The sequence below is a fragment of the Prosthecobacter sp. SYSU 5D2 genome (genome assembly GCF_039655865.1).
Classification (GTDB): Bacteria; Verrucomicrobiota; Verrucomicrobiia; order Verrucomicrobiales; family Verrucomicrobiaceae; genus Prosthecobacter.
Window position 1 is genome coordinate 365648 of the sequence record NZ_JBBYXL010000007.1, and the last position, 19340, is coordinate 384987.

A 19340-nucleotide genomic window follows, 5' to 3' on the forward strand; every position below is an offset into this window, starting at 1 on the left:
TCCTTTTTTATGAACGCCCGCTTTGTAAGTTTTATCCCGCTCGTTGTCTCTGTAGTGTTTATGTGGCTGGGCTGGGGCTATTACTCGAAGGCCCAGCAAAGCACATCCTGGCCGGAGGCTGCGGGAAAGATCATCGAATCCAAGGTGGTGGAGTCAAGCCGGTCCAGATCAGGCAGCTCATCAAAAAGAATGTACAAGGCTTGGGTGAGCTATGAATATGAAGTGAACGGCCAAAAATACCGCAACGATCAGGTTGGGTTTATGGACGGTAGCTCCAGCAGCCAGAACGGGGTGGCGGCGGAGGTGAGGAAGTATCCCGCCGGGAGTGCAGTGACCGTTTATTACAATCCGACCGATCCCCATGAAGCCTGTCTGGATCGCTCTGCGGGCCTGGTGCCCTGGCTGATGATGGGGGGAGGGGTGCTGGGCCTGCTTATCGGCGGCAAGCTGCTGCTTTTTGGCGGGCGGATCAGAACCCGGCGTCACATCGCCCACATGTAAGGATGCTGTAGGCCACGTCTGCTCATTGAGAGAGCTTGACCTTATAGGTTACAGCACCGGGATTGTCATCGTAGTCTCTTGAATCTTCATTGATGCGAAGGATGACGTTTTCCTGGTCTTCAATAAAAGTGTAGCTGAAGGGTGTGGACGCGGTGCCAGCGGGGACCAGGGTGAGCACGGGGCCTGGCTGGGTCTTGAACCGGCCATCGGCGATGACGAGGCGGCAACTATTACCCGTTACCAGGGTGAGGGCGTCAGGATTTTCTGTGGCGAGCTGGCCGTGATCCTTCCACTTGCCACTGACGTAGCTGAGAGTGATGACAGTGCCTTTTTTAACCCGGCCAATGGTGTGGCCAATAACTTTATTAGCGGGAATGGGAACGAGAACTTCCTGTGCTTTGCTGGCGGTGGGGAGGGAGACGGGTGCAGTTGGGATGGCGAGCTGGGCAGAGATGGCATCAATTTCGGCCTGAACCTTGACGGCGGCCTCAAGCATGGCTTCCCGGGTGTACTGATCGCGTAGCTTAGTGAGCTCAGAAATGTAGGTTTGATGGACTGGCTCAGTGGCTCTTTTGATCGCTGTCTGGTAGGATTCTTTGAGGCGGGCCAATGCGCCTTCGTCTGCGGCATGGAGCTGGAATTGAATCAAGAACAAGCCAAGGATGATGAGGAAGGCAGGAAGTTTCATGCGGTGAGAAGAATACTGGACGGTCTCTCTTGAGGTCAATCACTAGAATAAGGCATAGGGCCATCCTTTATTTCAACACTTATAGAAAGGGCGACATTAGGGGATTCAGCCTTTCCTGAGCATGACAGCGAGCAGCGCTATATCGGCAGGTGTGACACCCTGAATACGGGTGGCCTGGCCCAGAGTGGCAGGACGAATCTGGGAGAGACGCAGGTGGGCCTCGGTTTTCATGCCATGGATCTTGGAGTAATCGAAATTGGCCGGGATGGCTTTGTCGTCCATGCGTGCTGTTTTTTCGACCATCAGCTCCTGGCGTTGGACGTAGCCTTCATACTTGAGGTCATTTTCCAGGAGCTGCCAAATCTCGTCACTGTACTGCGAACGGATCTCCTGGGGCAGGGAAGTGTGATCGTTTTCAGTTCGGCGGATCCACTTGTCGAGCCGCATAGAGTCATGGCTGGTGGTGTGGGCGAAGCGTTTGGATTCGGCCAGGGTGGCGGCTTTCTGCTCGGTATGAGTGCGGCGGAAGTCATCCACCAGACCGAGGGTGGCGGCACGGGGAGTGAGGCGGAGGTCGCAATTGTCCTGACGGAGAAGGAGCCGGTATTCGGCTCGGGAGGTGAAAAGACGGTAGGGCTCGGTGGTGCCTTTGGTGACCAGATCGTCCACGAGAACCCCTAGATAGGCCTCGCTGCGGCTGAGAATGAGGGGCGCTTTGGCCTGGATTTTAAGCGCGGCATTGGCCCCGGCGAGGAGGCCCTGGCCGGCGGCTTCCTCATAACCAGAGGTGCCATTGATCTGGCCGGCGAAGTAAAGACCGGCGACGCGCTTGGTTTCCAGGGTGGGGGAGAGCTGGGTGGGAGGGCAGTAATCATATTCCACGGCGTATCCAGGACGGATGATTTCGGCTTTTTCCAGGCCCGAAATGGAGCGGATAAACTGGAGCTGGACCTCGTAGGGCAGGGAGGTGGAGACGCCGTTGATGTAGAATTCCCGGGTGTGGCGGCCTTCTGGTTCGAGGAAAACCTGGTGCCGATCCTTCTCGGCGAAGCGCACCACCTTGTCCTCAATGGAGGGGCAATAGCGGGGTCCAACACCTTCGATCCGGCCACAATACATGGGGGATTTGTCCAAATTGGCCCGGATGACGTCGTGGGTTTGGGGGTTGGTATAGGTAATCCAGCAAGGAGTTTGTTCCACGTGGAACATTTTTGGGCCCCAATGGTTGAGGGTGAAGAGGTCTTTTTCCTCTTCGACGACCCCGGATAGGTAGCTGAAATGGGGCGGTGGAGTGTCGCCGGGCTGGAGTTCGCACTTGGAGAAATCAATGCTGCGGCTGTTGAGGCGGCAAGGTGTGCCGGTTTTGAAGCGCTTCACTTCGAAGCCCAGGTGCAGGAGGCTGTCGGAAAGGGTGGAAATGCTGTCGCCCATTCGACCTCCGGCCTGGTTTTGGAGGCCCACATGCAGGAGGCCACGCATGAAAGTCCCTGAGGAAATGATGACGGCGGAGGCGCGATAGATCATTCCCAGGCTGGTGCGGATGCCAACGACGGCATCGTTTTCGACGAGAATTTCGGCGGCATTGCCCTGGTGCATGTCCAGGTTGGGCTGGTTTTCGATCAGCCATTTCATGCGGAACTGGTAGGCTTTCTTATCGCATTGGGCGCGAGGACTCTGGACGGAGGGACCCTTTTTGGCATTCAGCATTCGGAACTGGATCCCGGTGGCGTCGGTATTTAATCCCATGACACCGCCCAGGGCGTCGATTTCACGGACGACATGGCCTTTGGCGAGCCCGCCGATGGCGGGATTGCAGGACATCTGGGAGATGGTATCCAGGTTTTGAGTGAGAATGGCAGTCTGGCAACCAAGCCTTGCCGACGCCATGGCAGCTTCCACCCCGGCATGGCCTGCGCCGCAGACGATGACATCATAGTGTTTCGGGAAGGTATAGAGGCTGGTGGACATAGCTGTGGCTGAGGGAAGGGGAGGGCAAGCGGCCCAGAAAAGCACCTTAGCATAGGTGCCAAATTGTTCCATGTGGAACAATTGAGAGGTTCAAAACGCGGCAAAGCCAAGGATAGCGATACCTAATCCGAGGGGAAACATGACACAAAAGAAGAGTCCGATCATGGCTAGGGCACTCAGCCCTTGGCGGCGGAAGCTGGGTTTACGGATGGATTTCATGCTGGAGAAAGCCGCGCGGAGGAGCAGGAATAAGCAGGCGACAGCCAGGGTACATAACCAAGTGAAATACATCCATTGAGCCTACTGTAACCTGTCTGAATCTGGACGGCGAATGGGCTGGCGATTATGGCGCTCAGGAGGCAGACGAGTGGCCAGATGAACCACATGCGCATGATGAGGACCATGGGGTCTTCGGTTCGTGGGTCTGGAGGAGGGCTCATAGGCTTTTTTATCAGAGGATCTGACCGGAGATCTGGGTGGTTTCGAGGAAGGTTATAACGGCTTGTGACTGACCTGGAGGTGAAGCAGTGGTAGGAACAATCATGGTGGAATTGATGATTCGGGGAGTCGCTGGAGACGGAATATGCAGAATTTCCGCCCCATGCAGGACTCCCAATCCTGGAAGGGAATCACCCTGATTCAGGGAACTGTTATTGATGACAACCAGCCTCGGGATGGCATCATCCCAGCCAGGCACTTCCTCGGTCCATGGCTTGATGGCTTCGCGCCCTGCCTCCGTCAGCATGGGGTTCTGTTGATCCAGGAACTGGCGTGGAAATAGCTCCAGCTCATAGGCGCAACGGGAATAATCAGCGACTAAAAAGCGGCTGGTGACCAAGGAGGGTTCATAGCCGAGGAGCAAAAAAGAGCATGATGGCCCGCCATCCAGATGAAGGCGGGTGGTCTTTTTTTGATCGAACCGGCCCATGGAGTAGAAGCCAAGGCCGATACCGTAGTGGTCCACAAAGTGGCAGGACAGTGACTCTTGAAGTTGCACCATTGCCTTCCGAAGCTCGAAAGATGATGTGTCCTGAGGATACCGGAGGCAGGCGAACCCGGGTGCATTCAGGTCATGACGAAAGACATCGGCCGTGATCCTTTCCAATGTGGACTGAGGGATATGAGTCGAGGTTACCGCATAAAGGGGATCCAATAAGGCCATGGAGCCAGTTTATCATTTTGCAGCGGGATGTCGAACTCAGGCGGAGTCATCATCACGCGGACTCCTGACTTGATTCGGGCGGCCTCCCGGCTAGTGTCAGGGCTTCCTTATGGCTACCCAGACTGCACCTTCTGCTAAATCCGCTGACGCTCCGATCAACGCCAAGATGACTCCGGCGGACAAGATCGAACTTTACCGGAAGATGGTGCGGGTGCGCCGGTTTGAGCAGGTTTCTTTGCAGCATTACCAGGCTGGCCGGATGGGCGGATTTTTGCATCTTTACATTGGCCAGGAATCAGTGGCGATTGGCTGCGTTTCTTTGATGGGCGAAAACGACCACGTCATCACGGCATATCGCGACCATGGCCACGGCCTCGGCGTGGGGATGTCCATGAATGAGTGCATGGCGGAACTGTTTGGTAAGGCGACGGGCTGTTCCAAAGGCAAGGGGGGCTCGATGCATTATTTTGCGCCAGACAAGAATTACTGGGGTGGTCACGGCATTGTCGCAGGACAGACTCCGCTCGGCCTGGGCCTCGCCTATGCTTTGAAATATCGCGGCCTGAAAGGAGCGGCGATGTGCTTTCTGGGTGACGGTGCGGTGAACCAGGGTGCATTTCATGAGTCGCTGAATCTGGCGGCGCTCTGGGATCTGCCGGTGATTTACATCATCGAAAACAATGGTTACTCGATGGGTACCAGCCAGGCGCGGTCTTCGGCTTTCAGCGAAAATTTGGCGAAGCGTGCGGAAGGCTATGGCATGGCCTGGGATCACTTTGTGGGTGAAGACATCTATGATGTACGCGCCCGTGTGCAGGTGGCGATTGACCGTGCACACAACGAGAGCAAACCGACGCTGCTGGAAATTGCGACCTACCGCTGGGAAGGTCACTCGGTGGCGGATGCGAACAAGATGAAGTACCGCACCAAGGAAGAGGTGGAGCGTTACCAGAAGCAGCACGATCCGATCCAGGTGTGGAAACGCAACCTGCTGGAAGAAGGCGTGGCCACGGAAGACGATCTGAAGAAGATTGACCGCGAGGCGCAGGCGGAGGCGGAAGCCTCGGCGGACTTTGCGAAAGCGAGTCCGTATCCGGAGCCGGAAGCGATCTTTGAAGATGTGTACTGGGAAGTGGACAACAAGACGGAAGCGGGCGCGACCGGCCGCCACTTTTTCAACGATTGATACACTTCTTGTTAGGCCATAAGACGGGCTCGGATCAGCTGTTCAGGCTGGTTCCGCGTCAGACGGCACAAAAGTATCCGATCCGGGCATCACGTCAGAAGAAAGGATGGCGCGGATCTGCCGTATTGAGTAAGCTACGATTTACCGCGACGTGCGGACAGAATCTGCGCGCCCGTTAATCTAACCCAAACTTCGTTATGAACTTAGCAAACACCAGCCGCCGCACATTTGTGCGAGGCACGATCGCCGGAGCAGCCGGTCTCGCCACTTTGCCCACGTGGGCAAAACCCCTCGGAGCCAACGGCGACGTCCGCGTGGCTGTCATTGGTTTCAAGTCCCGTGGCTCAGGCCACATCAACAGCCTGCTGAAGATCCCCGGTGTGCGTCTCGTCGCCCTTTGCGATGTGGATAGCGAAGTGCTGGACAAGAAAGTCGCCGAGCTGGCCAAGAAGGACATCAAGGTAAAGACATACAAGGACTATCGCGAGTGCTGCGCTGATCCTGAGATTGATGCGATCACCATCGCTACGCCGAACCACAGCCACACCCTCATTGCGATGACGGGCATTGCCAACGGCAAGCATGTGTATGTGGAGAAGCCTGTCTGCCACAACATGTGGGAAGGCCGCAAGCTGGTGGAAGCTGCTGCGATTGCCGAGAAGAAGGGCCTGGTGGTGCAACACGGGATGCAGCGCCGCTCTGACCTGGGCTGGGCCGCTGCGGTGGATTATGTGAAGAGTGGCAAGATCGGCAAGACGACGTTGAGCCGTGGCATCAACTACAAGGCGCGCCAGAGCATCGGCAAGCTGGACGCCCCGATCGCCCCGCCTGCAACGGTGGACTACAAGCTCTGGTCAGCCCCACGCGCGGAGCTGCCTGTGCAGCGCACCAAGTTCCATTATGACTGGCACTGGCAGTGGCCATACGGCAACGGCGACATCGGCAACCAGGGGCCTCACCAGCTGGACGTGGCCCGCTGGGCCCTGGACAATCCGACCGTGCTGCCAAAGCGCGTGATGAGCTTCGGCGGCCGCTGGGGTTATGATGACGACGGTGAGACGGCGAACAACCAGATGGCGTTTTATGAATACGCCGAAGGCGCACCGCTCCTGTTCGACAACCGTGGCCTTCCCATGAAGGACATGAACTGGACGAAGGGCTTTGAGCCAGTTTACCGCATCAATGGCAAGACCTCCGCTCCGCGCATCGGCAACGTCATTCACTGCGAAAACGGTTTCGTGGCTGAAGCGAAGGCCTATGACAACGACGGCAAGAGCATCGAGAAGTTCGAAAACTTCCAGGACGGTCCTGACCACATGCTGAACTTCATCAACTCCTGCCGCGAAGGCAAGCTGATCAAGGATGTGCTGCACGTGTCACACGGGTACCATGCCGCCGCCCTGGCCCACATGGCCAATATTTCCTACCGCCTCGGCAAGCTGGTCTCCAATGACGAAGTCAAGGAACGCCTGAGCAACAGCAAGGCCGCTCTTGAAACCTTCGACCACTTTGTGCAGAACCTGGTGGACAACAAGATTGATCCGAAGGCAGAGCAGGCGCAGGCCGGTCCTTGGATCGAGTACGATCCGAAGAGCGAGAAGTTCATCGGTGAGTTCGCCGACGAAGCCAACAAGCTGGCCAAGGGTGACTACGAGAAAGAGTTTGAGCTGCCGAAGATCAGCTAAACGAGCGCGATAAAAATTGGAAGACGCGGAACCGGGAAACTGGTTCCGCGTTTTTTGTTAGGCGGTGGGGGGACAGGGCGCCGTTTTTTTAGACAGGATTAACAAGATTTTCAGAAGGGGAAGGGCGGATTGATGGACAGGCAGGGAGGAGGACAGAGGCCTAACAAACAATGTAATAGTGAGTTAAGCAGGAGACCCGAAGGGCATGGGCCTACTGACGGTATTTCAAGGGAACCGCGCCGATCCTGGCCCCGATGGGTGCGGTGCTGCGAAGGCAAAGATGCTCCTTGCCTCTCGGTGGCGCACTCCGGGACGCTTAGTTCTTCGAGGATTTTAATCAGGGGAGGAAGCTGCCGATGACGCGGGGGGGTGTGTCTTTTTTGAGGCTGAAGAGCTCGGGGCTGGCGGCGCGGGGGTCGGTACGGAAACGGGAGGCGAGGTCGGCGGTGAATTCGGCAAGGGCTTCGGGTTTGGCGGGAAAGATGTAGAGGGAATGGCGGTCGGGAATGGCCACCCAGATTTCAGGTCCGAAGAGCTTCTCAAAGAGGCCGGGAAGGGAAGGGGCGACAATGAGGGAGGCCATGAGAGGCGAGTCGCCACGATAGACGGCATATTGAACCTGGCCGTCGGGTCCTTTGATGAGGTCGGGTTTGAGGGTGGTCAGGCGTCTGTCAGCGGCTTTGCCGGCACGCTCGGTAAAGGTGGCGATGCTCAGGCCGAGCTTTTTGAATTCGGCCTCGGGGTAGGCCATGATGCCGGGAACTTCGGGCAGCTCTTTGGCGGGGGTAAAGACGGTGAGCTCGGCTCCTTCCGGTGAAAAGGAGAGAGGTTTGCTAAGGACCTTGGGTTCGGGAAGAATGAGCAGGATTTCCAGGCGGCGTTCAGGGGTCTGGGCGGGAAGGAAGGTGGAGAAAGCGAGGACGGCAAGAAGGAGAGATTTCATGGGATTGCCGGACGGGCATGAGGTTCCTCGAAAAGTGGCATGCCTTGAAGGAGAATGCGAGCATCAAAGGCCTTGCGCGGACGGGCAGGTGGGGCTTGATGCGGGGATGATCGCATTTCTCCGTGGCAAGCTCGCCGAAGCCCATCCTCACCAGGCCATTGTGGATGTGGGAGGGGTGGGATATGCGACGAACATTCCGCTGAGCACCTTTGATAAACTGCCCCAACCTGGTGGCGAGGTGAAGCTGCTGACGCATCATCATGTGACGGAGCGTGAGCATACGTTGTTTGGCTTTTTCACGCCTGATGAGCGGGACTTGTTCCGCCTGCTGATAGACCGGGTGTCCGGCATCGGGCCGAAAATGGCGCTGTCTGTACTGAGCGGGATGCCGGTGCCAGCGTTTAAGGATGCGGTGATCCGCAATGATACGGCGGCGCTGGCGCGGATCAAAGGAGTGGGGAAGAAGACGGCTGAGCGGATCGTGCTGGAGCTGAAGGACAAGGTGGGTGTGGTGGATGCATGGCAGGCGGCGGAGGTGGCGCGCGGGGCACATGATCCGAAGCAGGAGGCAGTGAGCGATGCGGTGCTGGGCCTCATCGCCCTGGGTTACAAGCAGAGCGAGGCGCAGAAGACGGTCACGGATCTGGTGAAGATGGCAACGGAACCTGTGCGGGCGGACAAGCTGATCCGGGATGCGCTGCGCTCGATGCAGTGAGCACGGCTCACCAACCAATGATGGGGCCGGGAATGATTTTGACACCGCCGGTGCCGAGGGGGTTGCCTTTGGTTTCCTCAATGGTTTCGACGACGTTGTCTTTGAGGTTGATGCTCATGCTGCCGGTTTCCATCTTGATGTAGGTGACGGTCTGGAAGGGTCTTCCGAATTGGTCAATGCTGGTGCTGTATTGCGGCACGCGCTCATAAATGACGTACTCCAGTGTTTCTTCACGGCCCGAGGCACTGAGTTTGCTGGACTTCCGGTTAGGCTTGCCAAGGCTTTCCTGCACCTCTTCCGCAGTCATGCCGAGGGCCACCTGTTTGGCTTCGATCAGGGCTTCGACGTCAGTTTGGCGCTGGTGGAGCTTGCGGAGATTGGGGACAAGCTGGGGATCCGGGGAGAGAAGATAAGTCATGGGGACCCAGCCCGTGACCTCGCCCTGGCGGGAACGGCCATGGACGCGATAGGCATTGTCTGAGAGAGCGACGAGCTTTACTAAAGTGCCGGCGGCCATGGAACCCAGGGGGCGGTCCAGGGTGGCGCGGGTATAAACTGGCGCTTCCTGGAGGATCTTGAGGGTGATGGGCTTGGTGATCAAGTGCTCGATGTCCATGGTACCCGGTTCAGGGGGCAGGGTGGACTTGCGCTTGGCGAGCTGTGCTGTGGCCTCAGGGGCGGGAAGAATGGCACCTAGTACCAGGAGGAGGAAGAGGACCCTTTTCATGACGGGAGAAAGACTACCTGACTCTGACGTTCTGAGGAAACGTTTTGTTCGACGCCCGGTTGCTTTGGCGTATCCCTTCATCATGGCTAACGGACCTCTTTCGACCAAACTTTTCGATCTCGCTAAACAATACATCCCCGGCGGAGTGAACTCGCCTGTGCGCGCCTTTCGCAATGTGGGGGGAGACCCTTTCTTCGTGAGGCGGGCCAAGGGCTGCAGGATCTGGGATGTGGACGGGCGGGAGATGATTGATTTTGTGGGCACCTGGGGTCCGGCGATTCTGGGGCATGCGCCGCGGGCGGTGATCGAGGCCATCCATACGGCGGCCAAGGATGGGGTCAGCTTTGGCATTCCGAATCCATATGAGGTGGACATGGCGCGGACGATTTGTGAATGGGTGCCGTCCATTGAAAAGGTGCGCTTGGTGAACAGTGGCACGGAGGCGACGATGTCTGCCATCCGTCTGGCGCGCGGTTTTACCGGACGGTCACGACTGGTGAAATTCGACGGCTGTTACCATGGCCACTCGGACAGCCTGCTGGTGGCGGCGGGGAGTGGTGCGCTGACGCACGGGCACCCGGACAGTGCCGGGGTGCCGGCGGCCTTTGCGGAGCTGACAAGCGTGCTGCCTTTTAATGATGAAGCGGCGCTGGAAGAACTTTTTGCTGCCAAGGGACATGAGATTGCGGCTTTGATCGTGGAGCCGTATCCGGCGAATGCGGGGCTGATTTTACCGCAGCCGGGGTTCCTGCAAAAGCTGCGGGACATCACAACGAAATATGGGACGGTGCTGATCTTTGATGAAGTGATGACAGGCTTTCGCGTGGCCAAAGGCGGGGTGCAGGAGCTGGAGGGCATTACGCCTGACCTGACCTGCCTGGGCAAGGTCATCGGCGGCGGGCTGCCGGTGGGAGCTTTCGGCGGGCGGGCGGACATCATGGACTATCTGGCTCCTCTGGGACCGGTGTATCAGGCGGGCACGCTGAGCGGAAATCCGCTGGCCATGGCCGCCGGCCTGGCGCAGTTGCGCGAGCTGGACCGGCAGCAGGGTTACCGGTATCTGGAGGAGATCGGCCAGGTGATGGAGGATGCGGTGCTGGATGTGCTGAAGCGCAAAGGGCGGGGCTATCGCTGGTACCGGAAGGGCAGCATGTTCTGCCTCTTTTTCACCGAACAAGAAGTGCGTAATTTGCAGGATGCGAAGACCTCGGACCTGGCCTCCTTCCGCAAGTTTTTCCATCACTGCCTGGACAACGGCGTGTACTTTGCCCCAAGCCAGTTTGAGACGGGCTTCATCAGCATGGCCCACTCCAAGGATGACATGGACCGCACGGCGGAAGTGGCGGCGGCGGCGCTGGGGGCGTTGTAGAAAAGGGGTTTCAAAACACGCTGCGGTCAGTTATATTGCTGTTATGTCAGTCAAGGAGTCCATCATCCAAAACCTGTATGGCCTGTCCGAAAAGGATCTGGAGCAAGTGGCCGATTTTGTGAACCGGCTGAACCAGGATGCAGATGATGATTTCGAAGTGAAATCTGCGGATCCGCAAAGGGAGGCGCTGGAGGATATTCTGGAGGCGAGGGACAAAGGGCCGTTTATTCCAGTCCCCGACAATTTGACGGAAATCGTCATGGAAAAGGTCAGGCAACGCTTAAGTGCTCAAGGACATCATGCCTGAGCCTGTCAAAGATATTCATCCAGAGGTCATCTCCCTGGATTTAGTGGATATCGCTTCGGGCATTGCCATGGACAATCCCGTAGCAGCCAAGGCAGTCGTGGACAGCATCAAAGAAATGTTTGGCGAACTCGCTTCGCAGCCTTCTATGGGCACCCTGTATCACCCGGGGAGGAAGGTGCTGAAAGGCATTCGCATGATTCCCGCATCGCCGTATCGGAACTATCTGATCTTTTATCGGCCACTGCCGGAGGATGCGGGGGTGCGCATTCTGTATGTGTTGCATGGGGCAAGGGACCTTGCCCAATATATGCAGGACTCGGGCAGGCAGTAATTGCCAGTGGCATTTGAGGCGGGGGCTTTTATGGTTGGGGGCCATGTCTGAATCTGAACCCCGTTATGCTGTTGCCCAGTTGGATGAGCTGCCACCGATCCCCTGTCCTTGCGGGCAGGCGCGGCGGGCTTTTAAGGAGCCGTGGAATACGCTGGCGACGGTGCACCTGACGGACATCCATGCGGATGCGAAGCTGCACTATCACAAGAAAATGACGGAGATCTACATCGTCCTGGAGGGCGAGGGGTATCTGGAGCTGGACGGGGAAAGAATTCCGCTGAAGCCGATGACGTCGGTGATGATCCGGCCGGGGTGTGTCCACCGGGCGGTGGGGAACCTGCGCATCATCAATGTGCCGATGCCGCCGTTTGATCCGGCGGATGAGTTTGAGGTGGAAGGGTAAAAAAATGACGAATGACGAAATGACGAATCATCCCGTGAAGCGGGAACGATGAAGCCTCAAGCTTGGAGGATGCCAGGGACGAATTACCGGCGCATGCCCTGAACGCGGGATTGCATTTCTTCGAGGACGGGGGCGAGCTCCATTTTGACTTTGGTTGGGGCTTCGCGGAGGAAGAGGATGGGGTCTTCGGCGATCATGAATTCCATGAACTCGCGGTCCTGGTCGGAGAGGCGGTCGCCTTCGGCGGAGGTGCCCCGGAGGTTCTTGAGGTCGTTGCGGATGCGGCCAACGAGGCGTTTGCGCTCTTCTTCGGGAATGAGTTTGAGGCCTTTGCTGATGCTCTCGAAATAGGGCTCGACGGTGCGGTTGACGTATTCTTTTTGCTCCTCTTCGATGAGGCTGGCAAAGAAGCGGTCAATGGATTCCTGGGCGTCTTCGCGCAGGCGGCGGCGCTGCTGGGTGTCCAGGCGGTTGAGGTTGGTGATGACCTGGTTGAGGTAAAGACGGCGGGATTCGGGGCTGCCTTCGGGGCCTTTTAACCACGGGGCTTGTTCGACAAGGACAATGACTTTTTCCGGCCAGGAGACGAGGTGATCCGTCTGATGCATGATGACGGCGACGGCGCTCCAGATGAGGGCGAGGAGCACGGCGGCAGTGAGCCAGATGCGGCGCGGTTTCATGACTTGGGACGGAAGCGCTTGGACAGGATGCCGATGAATTCGCCAGCCTCAGGAACGCGCAGGAGCTGGGTGACGAGGAAGTAAACAAAGGCTGCGGTGCCGATGGTGAGGCTGAGCAGGGTGAACTGGGTGATGAAGCGCATTTCGGCCCAGTCTGCCAGGACGGTCATGCGGGCTGCGATGCAGACGCCAGCCATGAAAAGGGTGCCAGTGATGAGCTTGGCCAGGGTGATGCTGAGGGTGCGGGTCTCCAGGCCATGGGCGAACTTGCGCATGCAGAGGTAAAGGGTGGTGAAATTGGCCGCGAGACCGATGGCGGTGGCCCAGGCGAGAGAGGTGTGGTCCCAGCCGAGAATGAAGATGGAGGTGTAGTTGAGGACCAGATTGAGGGCGATGACGCCGAGGCTGATCATCATGGGGATGAAACGTTTATCTATCGTATAGAAGGCGGGCTGGAGGACCTTGATGGCGGAATAAAAGACGAGGCCAAAAGCATAGGCCTGCAAGGGGCCGGCGGTCATCGCCACATCATAAGCGGTGAATTTACCATGCTCAAAGAGGATGGAGATGATGGGCTGGGCGAGGAGGGAAAGGCCAACAGCGCAGGGCAGGGTAAGGAAGAGGACGAGGCGCAGGCCTTTGGCCAGGGCGGTGCGGAAGGCGGGGGACATTCCCTCCGTGGCCAGGCGGGAGAGCATGGGCAGCGTGACGGTGGCAACGGCAACGCCGAAGAGGCCGAGGGGGAGCTGCTGGAGGCGCTGGGCATTGGCCAGCCAGGCCAGTGAGGACTCGGCACCGGGGGTGTAGGAGGCGAAGATGGAATTCAGCAGGACGGAGATCTGGGTGCCGCTGGCGGCCAACATGGAGGGCCACATGAGGCGAAGTACATCGCGCACACCGCTGTCCTTCCAGCCGAAGTCGAGACCGAAGCGAAAACCGACGCGGTAAAGAGAAGGAAGCTGGACGAGGAGCTGGAGCACACCGCCAATAAGCGTGCCGATGGCAAATCCGGTGAGGCCTTTTTCCGTGATCTCTCCAGCGCGGAAGCCGGGATCCAGGATCCAGGCCAGGGCGACGCCACCGACGATGCAGCCGAGGTTAAAGAAGGCGGAGGCGACGGCGGGGATGAAGAAGATCCGTTTTGAATTGAGCATCCCCATGACCAGGGCGGTCACGGAAACGATGGCGATGAAGGGATACATGATCTGGGCCAGCCAGGTGCCCAGGACTTTGGCCTCCTCCGTAAGGCCGGGGGTGAGAATGCGGAAGAGAAAGGGGGCTAATACGACGCCGGCCACGGCCACCATGCTCATGAAACAGGCGGCAAGGGAGAGCATCTTGCGGCCGAGAACCCAGGCGGCTTCATCGCCCTCGCTCTTCATTTTTTTGGAAAAGGTGGTGACGAAGGCGGTGGAGAGGGCGCCCTCGGCAAAGAGGTCCCGCAGCATGTTGGGCGTGCGGAAGGCGGCGGTGAAGATGCCGGCGAAGGCGGAGCCAAAGAGGCCGTTGAGTAGCTGGTCGCGCACAAGCCCCAGCACGCGGCTGCAGAGGATGGCGATGGATACGACGCTGGTGCTGCGGGCCTGAGGGCCGGTGTCCTTTTTCTCTTCAGTCATGATGCAAAAGCGGCGGCACCTTTCGCAGGTGCCGCCGCTCTGGCAAATGACAAAGCTGGAATTACAAAATCACGGATTGGTGAGGTTGGGTGCCCAGTTGGCTTTTTCGCGGATCTCCGGGGCCACGCCACTGGCGGGGAAGGTGGTTTTGGCGATGTCCTTCACTTGGGCGGAAAGGCTGGCTACGGTCTCTGCGTGCTCGGGTTTGTCGGCGAGGTTGGTCAGCTCTTTGGGGTCGGTGTCGTGATCATAAAGTTCACGGCCTTCTTTGCCTTCGTTCCACTCGGTGTAGCGCCAGCGCGGGGTGCGGAGGGAATAACCAAAGATGCGTTTGCCCATGGCACCTTTGGCCGGGCTGACGCCGGCTTTCTTGACACCACCGCGCATGACCTGGCTGATGACCCAGCCGCGGCCTTCCGCTTTGGGATCTTTCAGCATGGGGACGAGGCTCTGACCTTGAAGGTTATCAGGCGCTTTGACGCCGCACAGTTCGGTGAGGGTGGGGTAGAGGTCAATGAGACCGGAGGGAGCTTTGGTGACGCCGCCTTTGGTCACGCCTGGGCCGGCGATGATGAGGGGCACGCGGGCGCTTTCTTCAAAGAGGCTCTGTTTCTGCCACAGGCCGTGCTCGCCCATGTGGTAGCCGTGGTCGCTGGTGAAGACGACGATGGTATTCTCTGCAAGGCCGAGGCGGTCCAGGGCATCGAGAACGATGCCGGCCTGGGCATCCATGAAGCTGATGCTGGCATAATAAGCTTGGATGCATTGGCGGCGGAGGTCGTCGGTCAGGTTGTCCTGCTCTTTTTTATAACTGCCGAGACCGTGGGCGGGGATGTCCTTCTGGTCTTCCTCCCAGCCCTGGACGACGGGCATCTGGTCCTTGGGGTAGCCTTCAAACCAGGCTTTGGGCGAGATGTAAGGCGTGTGCGGGCGGAAGAAACCGAGGGCGAGGAAGAAGGGGCGGGATTTGTCCTTGGCACAGCGCTCCAGCACCCATTCGGCCTCGCGGGCCATCATGCCGTCGGTGTGCTTTTCTTCGGGATGTGCGGAGGCATGCCAGCTGAGGGTGCCGCCGTAACTGCCGGGGATGAGACTGAAGGTTTCATCCTGGTCCTCCATGCGGTCCACCCCGGTAGGATTGATCTCCATTTCCCAGGAGCCGGGATCGTCGTGGCCGTTGGTGCCGATGGAGAGGGGGACGTTGTAGTGGTAAAGCTTGCCGATGCGGGCTGCGAAGTAGCCGTTCAGCCTGAAGGCTTGGGAAAGGCTGTGATGACTGGGGATGGTTTGGCGAAAAATGAGGGAGTTTTGATAAATGCCGGTGCTGTTGGGATACAGGCCGGTGAGCATGGAATTGCGGCTGGGACCGCAGAGGGGGAACTGGCAGGCGGCGTTTTCAAAACGCACGCCTCGTGCGGCCAGCTTGTCCAGATTCGGCGTCTTGACCAGGGGATGGCCGTAGCAGCCGAGGCTGGCATTGAGGTCATCGGAGATGATGAAGAGGACGTTCGGGCGGCTGCTGTCTGCCGCCATCAAGGCGCAGGGGGCGAGCAGGCCGAGAAAGACGGCATGGAGGAGGGGACGCAGGGACATCATAGGTTGAAGGGATGAAACCAGCGCTGAAACGATGTGCGATGGGGCTTTCTGTCCCTTGTTTTCCTGAGAGGAAGGGCAGCGGGTTGAGCCGCGTTTATTCTCCGGCCGACAGGGTCCGGTAGCGGAGGGCTTCCGCCTGGGCACCGGGGTCCTTTCTTTTGGCCAGACTGCTGACGTATTCGCCGAAGAGCTCATCCTCCTGAGGGGAGAGGGCACGGCTGTTGGGATCGCTCAGCAGCCAATGCGCCCAACGGATGGCGGTGGGGTGGTCCTGGAGCTTGGTTTTAGGAATTTGGGAGAGGGCACTGCGCACCTCGGCGAGACTAAGGGTCTGGGATTTACCGTCTTCCGAAAGCCGCCGGTGGGCGAGCGCCTCGGCGAGGTCCAAAAACCAAGGTGGAAGAATCGAGGGGATTTCCGGCATGGGGAGAGAAAACCAGCCCTGGTCCTCCATGCGATAGATCATCGTTTTTCCGTCGGCGCTGACATGGATCTCGGTGAGGCCGCTGCCCTGGCCAAGCCTGGGGGTGAGGCAATCCCCCGTTTGAGCATCCCAGACGCGGATCTCCCCGGCGTCGGTGACGGTGACGAGGTGGCAGGCGTCAGGACTGAGGGCCAGGGAGCTGACGAAGGCCTCATGACGGATGGAGATACCGGTGGGCCTGCCGGAGCTGACATTCCAGAGGCGCACCTCCTGGTCGCGGCCAGAGGTAACGGCGAGTTTGCCGTCATCGGAAATGGTGACGGCACCGACAGCGGGGGGATGAACAAAAGCGGGGCCGAGGGGTTGGAAACCGGCCTTCAGGTCATAGACGGAGACTTTGCCTTCAGGATCCGCCGTGGCCAGGAGGCTGCCTGCGCGGTTCCAGCCTTTTATTTGGGCGCTATGGATGTTTGCCGGGGCGTCCTCAGGTACGGTGGGCAGTTCGAGGAAGGACTCTTGAGAACCGGCCAGGTAGCGCCGCGTGGTCATGCGCTGGTGGGTGCTCCAGACTTGAACAGAAGGATCATTGCGCGGGGCGACAATGAGCATTGAGCCGTCAGGAGTGACACTGACCTCCGCGATGCTGTGACGCAGGCGGTGCTGGACACGCTCACCAGTAAGGGTGTTCCAAACCTGCATCTCGCCATGGCGGGAGACGCTGGTGACCAGCCCTTGCTCAAGAGCCTGGGCGGCGGTGAGAATTTCTCCATCCAGGGCCTGGGCCGGAATGCGGGGCTGACCTTTGGTGAGATCCCAGGCGTGCAGATAGCCGCGGCCATCCCCCACCATGAGGGTGGTGGCGTTGGCATTCATGCTCATGCAGATGACGGCGGAGGGATGGCCGAGAGGGGTCAGAAGCTCGGTCTCTGTGCGGAAGTTTCCCACATGAACGGTGCCGGAGTAGAGACCGACGGCGATCATTTCACGCTCCCGGTGCAGGGCGAGAGAGGAGATGCCATCACGCGTTTCAAATGCCTCTCCGACGGGCTTGGCGGTGCTGAGATCCCAGACCAGGGCGCGGCCTTTGGTCTCCTGGCTTTCCACGGACTGGCCCGTGGCGACGAGGGTGCCAAAGTAATCCAGCTCAATCAAATTAACAGGCAGCTCCGCATCTTTCAGCACCAGTGCCGGGCGTTCCAGGCGCCCTGTGTCCCAGACGTGGACGGTGCCATTTTCTCCACCCACCGCCAGGGTATGACCATCTCCGGACAAAGCCATGCTAAGGACCGGCTGAGGCAGCTTGGGACTGAGAGGCTGGCGCTTTCCGTCGGTGAGAGACCAGAGCTCCACCTGGCCGTTATCCATGGCCAGGATGGCATGCTGACCGTCACGTGTGATGCGCAGGCAAGTGGCGATGACGCCTTTAGGCAAGGGATGGTCGGTGCGCTGATGGGTGGTTGTGTCCCAGATACTGAGAACCGTGCGGCGGGCTCTTTGCTTGCCTGGGGACTCCACTGTGGAGACTGCCACGGCCCGCCCTGCCTGCTGGCTGAGGGCGACAAGATGTGCCTCTTTGCTGCCGCTGGGGAGAAGCAGTTCCGGAGTGGTGGGATGCAGAAGATGGGAGTGCTGCAGCAGGCTCAGGAGGTTGGTCGCGGCCAGGGTATTCCCCGGGTCGGTGCGCAGGGAACGGGTCAGCCAGGCGACGGATTCGGTATAGTCCCGCCTTTCGGTGAACTGCCGGGCCATCACCTCGTCCGAGCGGGAGTATTCTTTTTTGAGGTTGGCCCCGGCCTCCTCCGCAGCTTTGCGGTTTTTTTCAGCTTCGAAATATAAAGCAGTGCTGGTGATGCCGCCCGAGAGAACAGCCAGGGCGATGGCGACGCTGGCGGCTACGCCGACCTGATGCCTGCGGACGAATTTTTTAATGACGTAGGAGCGGCTGGGCGGACAGGCGCGGACCGGCTCGTGATGGAGGTATCGGCGCAGGTCATTGGCCAGTTCATCCGTGCTGCCGTATCGGCGGGCGGGATCGCGCTCCAGAGCTTTGAGGACGATCCAGTCCAGGTCACCTTTGAGCGAAGGCTCGCGGGAGCTGGGTTTGGGCGGGTCGCGCTCCACCTGGTCGCGGAGGATCTGGTGGAGGGGTTTTTGAGCCACGTCCATGGGAGTGACGAGGGCCTTGCCCGTCAGTAGCTCCATGAGGATGGAGCCGAGGGCATAGACATCCGAGCGGGTGTCCACATGGGAGCTGCCGTGCTCGATCTGTTCCGGGCTGATGTAGCCGGGCGTGCCGACGAGCTGGTCCATGCCGGTAGCCAGGGTCTGGCTGGCATCCTTTTGTTCCAGCACTTTGGCGATGCCGAAGTCAATGACCTTCGGAATGGGCTGACCGTTTTCTTCCATCACCATGACGTTGGAAGGCTTCAGGTCACGATGGATGATGCCCTTTTGGTGGGCGTGGTTGACGGCCTGGCAGACGGGAATGAAAAGCTCCAGGCGCTGGTTGAGCGTCAGTTCTTTTTTGCTGCAATAGGTGGTGATGGACCGCCCGCGTACCAGCTCCATGACGAAATAGGACTGGCCGCGCTCCGTCTCCCCAGCATCCAGCACGCGGGAGATGTTGGGGTGCTCCATGAGGGCAAGGGACTGGCGCTCCGTCTCAAAACGGGCGATGACCTGCTGGCTGTCCATGCCGGCCTTGAGGATCTTGACAGCGACCAGCCGTTGGATGGGATAGACCTGCTCCGCTTTGAACACGAGTCCGAAGCCGCCTTCGCCTAGCTTTTCCAAAAGGCGGAATTTGCCGTCCAGCCAGCCGTCGTTGTCTTTCAGCAGATCGGCTGAGCGTACACCGCTGCCCCGGGTGCGGGCCATGGCAGAGCGGGTCATGCTGCTGCGCAAGTTGTTTTCCATTTCCGTGATCACCGTTGGCACGTCATTGCCGTGCTCGGGGCTGTCAGGATTGGATGGGGGCGGAGGAGTCACGGCAGGGGGAACTGTTCTTCAATGGCACAGCCTCCCGTGCAATTGAAGTGA

At 58.9% G+C, this 19340-nt stretch carries 18 protein-coding genes; 8 read left to right on the top strand and 10 right to left on the bottom strand.

Annotated features, from left to right (window positions below; genetic code table 11):
* The first annotated feature begins 9 nt into the window (after window positions 1-9).
* Window positions 10-501, top strand: a complete 492-nt coding sequence (locus WJU23_RS14300) for a DUF3592 domain-containing protein (RefSeq protein ID WP_346333268.1) — start codon at window positions 10-12, stop codon at window positions 499-501.
* Window positions 502-523: 22 nt separating this feature from the next.
* Here WJU23_RS14300 and WJU23_RS14305 read toward each other — a convergent pair whose 3' ends face one another.
* The 4 genes from WJU23_RS14305 to WJU23_RS14320 all read right to left on the bottom strand — a co-directional run bounded on the left by WJU23_RS14305 (window position 524) and on the right by WJU23_RS14320 (window position 4157).
* The gene (locus WJU23_RS14305; RefSeq protein WP_346333269.1) at window positions 524-1189 is read right to left on the bottom strand and encodes a hypothetical protein; all 666 of its coding nucleotides are present in this window, start codon (window positions 1187-1189) and stop codon (window positions 524-526) included.
* Window positions 1190-1294: 105 nt separating this feature from the next.
* Entirely contained in the window at window positions 1295-3157 is a 1863-nt protein-coding gene (gene mnmG, locus WJU23_RS14310) for a tRNA uridine-5-carboxymethylaminomethyl(34) synthesis enzyme MnmG (protein ID WP_346333270.1), read from the bottom strand.
* Window positions 3158-3247: 90 nt separating this feature from the next.
* The gene (locus WJU23_RS14315; protein ID WP_346333271.1) at window positions 3248-3376 is read right to left on the bottom strand and encodes a hypothetical protein; all 129 of its coding nucleotides are present in this window, start codon (window positions 3374-3376) and stop codon (window positions 3248-3250) included.
* A 232-nt stretch (window positions 3377-3608) separates the two neighbouring features.
* Entirely contained in the window at window positions 3609-4157 is a 549-nt protein-coding gene (locus WJU23_RS14320; protein ID WP_346333272.1) for a hypothetical protein, read from the bottom strand.
* Between the two features lie 271 nt (window positions 4158-4428).
* Here WJU23_RS14320 and pdhA point away from each other — a divergent pair, with 271 nt between their 5' ends.
* Window positions 4429-5505 (top strand): pyruvate dehydrogenase (acetyl-transferring) E1 component subunit alpha, encoded by a 1077-nt coding sequence (pdhA, locus tag WJU23_RS14325; RefSeq protein ID WP_346333273.1) that lies wholly within the window; start codon window positions 4429-4431, stop codon window positions 5503-5505.
* Window positions 5506-5702: 197 nt separating this feature from the next.
* On the top strand, window positions 5703-7190 hold the full coding sequence (locus tag WJU23_RS14330) for a Gfo/Idh/MocA family oxidoreductase (RefSeq protein ID WP_346333274.1): 1488 nt from the start codon (window positions 5703-5705) through the stop codon (window positions 7188-7190).
* A gap of 337 nt (window positions 7191-7527) precedes the next feature.
* On the opposite strand, the gene WJU23_RS14335 is transcribed toward WJU23_RS14330, so the two are convergent.
* A complete protein-coding gene (locus tag WJU23_RS14335) occupies window positions 7528-8133 on the bottom strand; it encodes a hypothetical protein (RefSeq protein ID WP_346333275.1) in 606 nt (201 codons plus the stop codon).
* Window positions 8134-8239: 106 nt separating this feature from the next.
* On the opposite strand from WJU23_RS14335, the gene ruvA reads away from it, so the two are divergent.
* Window positions 8240-8848 carry a Holliday junction branch migration protein RuvA gene (gene ruvA / locus WJU23_RS14340; RefSeq protein WP_346333276.1) on the top strand — a complete coding sequence of 203 codons (609 nt, stop codon included), beginning with the start codon at window positions 8240-8242 and terminating at the stop codon, window positions 8846-8848.
* 7 nt (window positions 8849-8855) lie between these two features.
* Here ruvA and WJU23_RS14345 read toward each other — a convergent pair whose 3' ends face one another.
* A complete protein-coding gene (locus WJU23_RS14345; protein WP_346333277.1) occupies window positions 8856-9575 on the bottom strand; it encodes a hypothetical protein in 720 nt (239 codons plus the stop codon).
* 82 nt (window positions 9576-9657) lie between these two features.
* Between WJU23_RS14345 and hemL the strand changes: the two genes are divergently transcribed.
* From hemL to WJU23_RS14365, 4 genes are read left to right on the top strand one after another with little or no spacing between them, the layout of a single operon-like run.
* Window positions 9658-10944: a glutamate-1-semialdehyde 2,1-aminomutase gene (gene hemL, locus WJU23_RS14350; protein WP_346333278.1), complete on the top strand. Its 1287-nt coding sequence runs from the start codon at window positions 9658-9660 to the stop codon at window positions 10942-10944.
* Window positions 10892-11251 carry a hypothetical protein gene (locus tag WJU23_RS14355; protein WP_346333279.1) on the top strand — a complete coding sequence of 120 codons (360 nt, stop codon included), beginning with the start codon at window positions 10892-10894 and terminating at the stop codon, window positions 11249-11251. Before hemL ends, WJU23_RS14355 begins: the two co-directional genes overlap by 53 nt.
* On the top strand, window positions 11244-11582 hold the full coding sequence (locus tag WJU23_RS14360) for a type II toxin-antitoxin system RelE/ParE family toxin (RefSeq protein WP_346333280.1): 339 nt from the start codon (window positions 11244-11246) through the stop codon (window positions 11580-11582). Before WJU23_RS14355 ends, WJU23_RS14360 begins: the two co-directional genes overlap by 8 nt.
* Window positions 11583-11625: 43 nt before the next feature.
* Entirely contained in the window at window positions 11626-11985 is a 360-nt protein-coding gene (locus tag WJU23_RS14365) for a cupin domain-containing protein (RefSeq protein WP_346333281.1), read from the top strand.
* 83 nt (window positions 11986-12068) lie between these two features.
* Here the strand turns inward: WJU23_RS14365 and WJU23_RS14370 are convergent, their stop codons facing one another.
* The 4 genes from WJU23_RS14370 to WJU23_RS14385 form a co-directional block, all read right to left on the bottom strand.
* Complete coding sequence (locus tag WJU23_RS14370; protein ID WP_346333282.1) at window positions 12069-12665, bottom strand: hypothetical protein; 597 nt, start codon at window positions 12663-12665, stop codon at window positions 12069-12071.
* The gene (gene murJ, locus WJU23_RS14375) at window positions 12662-14281 is read right to left on the bottom strand and encodes a murein biosynthesis integral membrane protein MurJ (RefSeq protein ID WP_346333283.1); all 1620 of its coding nucleotides are present in this window, start codon (window positions 14279-14281) and stop codon (window positions 12662-12664) included. The genes WJU23_RS14370 and murJ overlap by 4 nt, the downstream gene beginning before the upstream one ends.
* A 69-nt stretch (window positions 14282-14350) precedes the next feature.
* Window positions 14351-15814 carry a sulfatase gene (locus WJU23_RS14380; protein ID WP_346333315.1) on the bottom strand — a complete coding sequence of 488 codons (1464 nt, stop codon included), beginning with the start codon at window positions 15812-15814 and terminating at the stop codon, window positions 14351-14353.
* A 157-nt stretch (window positions 15815-15971) separates the two neighbouring features.
* Window positions 15972-19289 carry a serine/threonine-protein kinase gene (locus WJU23_RS14385; protein WP_346333284.1) on the bottom strand — a complete coding sequence of 1106 codons (3318 nt, stop codon included), beginning with the start codon at window positions 19287-19289 and terminating at the stop codon, window positions 15972-15974.
* Window positions 19290-19340 lie beyond the last annotated feature (51 nt).

What these genes read in the sequence shown, in the direction of transcription:
- WJU23_RS14305 (WP_346333269.1), bottom strand. Translation starts at nt 1,189, where the DNA reads ATGAAACTTCCTGCCTTCCTCATCATCCTTGGCTTGTTCTTGATTCAA.
- WJU23_RS14300 (WP_346333268.1), top strand. Translation starts at nt 10, where the DNA reads ATGAACGCCCGCTTTGTAAGTTTTATCCCGCTCGTTGTCTCTGTAGTG.
- WJU23_RS14345 (WP_346333277.1), bottom strand. Translation starts at nt 9,575, where the DNA reads ATGAAAAGGGTCCTCTTCCTCCTCCTGGTACTAGGTGCCATTCTTCCC.
- murJ (WP_346333283.1), bottom strand. Translation starts at nt 14,281, where the DNA reads ATGACTGAAGAGAAAAAGGACACCGGCCCTCAGGCCCGCAGCACCAGC.
- WJU23_RS14355 (WP_346333279.1), top strand. Translation starts at nt 10,892, where the DNA reads ATGACATGGACCGCACGGCGGAAGTGGCGGCGGCGGCGCTGGGGGCGT.
- hemL (WP_346333278.1), top strand. Translation starts at nt 9,658, where the DNA reads ATGGCTAACGGACCTCTTTCGACCAAACTTTTCGATCTCGCTAAACAA.
- WJU23_RS14360 (WP_346333280.1), top strand. Translation starts at nt 11,244, where the DNA reads ATGCCTGAGCCTGTCAAAGATATTCATCCAGAGGTCATCTCCCTGGAT.
- WJU23_RS14335 (WP_346333275.1), bottom strand. Translation starts at nt 8,133, where the DNA reads ATGAAATCTCTCCTTCTTGCCGTCCTCGCTTTCTCCACCTTCCTTCCC.
- ruvA (WP_346333276.1), top strand. Translation starts at nt 8,240, where the DNA reads ATGATCGCATTTCTCCGTGGCAAGCTCGCCGAAGCCCATCCTCACCAG.
- mnmG (WP_346333270.1), bottom strand. Translation starts at nt 3,157, where the DNA reads ATGTCCACCAGCCTCTATACCTTCCCGAAACACTATGATGTCATCGTC.
- WJU23_RS14365 (WP_346333281.1), top strand. Translation starts at nt 11,626, where the DNA reads ATGTCTGAATCTGAACCCCGTTATGCTGTTGCCCAGTTGGATGAGCTG.
- WJU23_RS14330 (WP_346333274.1), top strand. Translation starts at nt 5,703, where the DNA reads ATGAACTTAGCAAACACCAGCCGCCGCACATTTGTGCGAGGCACGATC.
- pdhA (WP_346333273.1), top strand. Translation starts at nt 4,429, where the DNA reads ATGGCTACCCAGACTGCACCTTCTGCTAAATCCGCTGACGCTCCGATC.
- WJU23_RS14370 (WP_346333282.1), bottom strand. Translation starts at nt 12,665, where the DNA reads ATGAAACCGCGCCGCATCTGGCTCACTGCCGCCGTGCTCCTCGCCCTC.
- WJU23_RS14380 (WP_346333315.1), bottom strand. Translation starts at nt 15,814, where the DNA reads ATGGCGGCAGACAGCAGCCGCCCGAACGTCCTCTTCATCATCTCCGAT.
- WJU23_RS14320 (WP_346333272.1), bottom strand. Translation starts at nt 4,157, where the DNA reads ATGGTGCAACTTCAAGAGTCACTGTCCTGCCACTTTGTGGACCACTAC.
- WJU23_RS14315 (WP_346333271.1), bottom strand. Translation starts at nt 3,376, where the DNA reads ATGAAATCCATCCGTAAACCCAGCTTCCGCCGCCAAGGGCTGAGTGCC.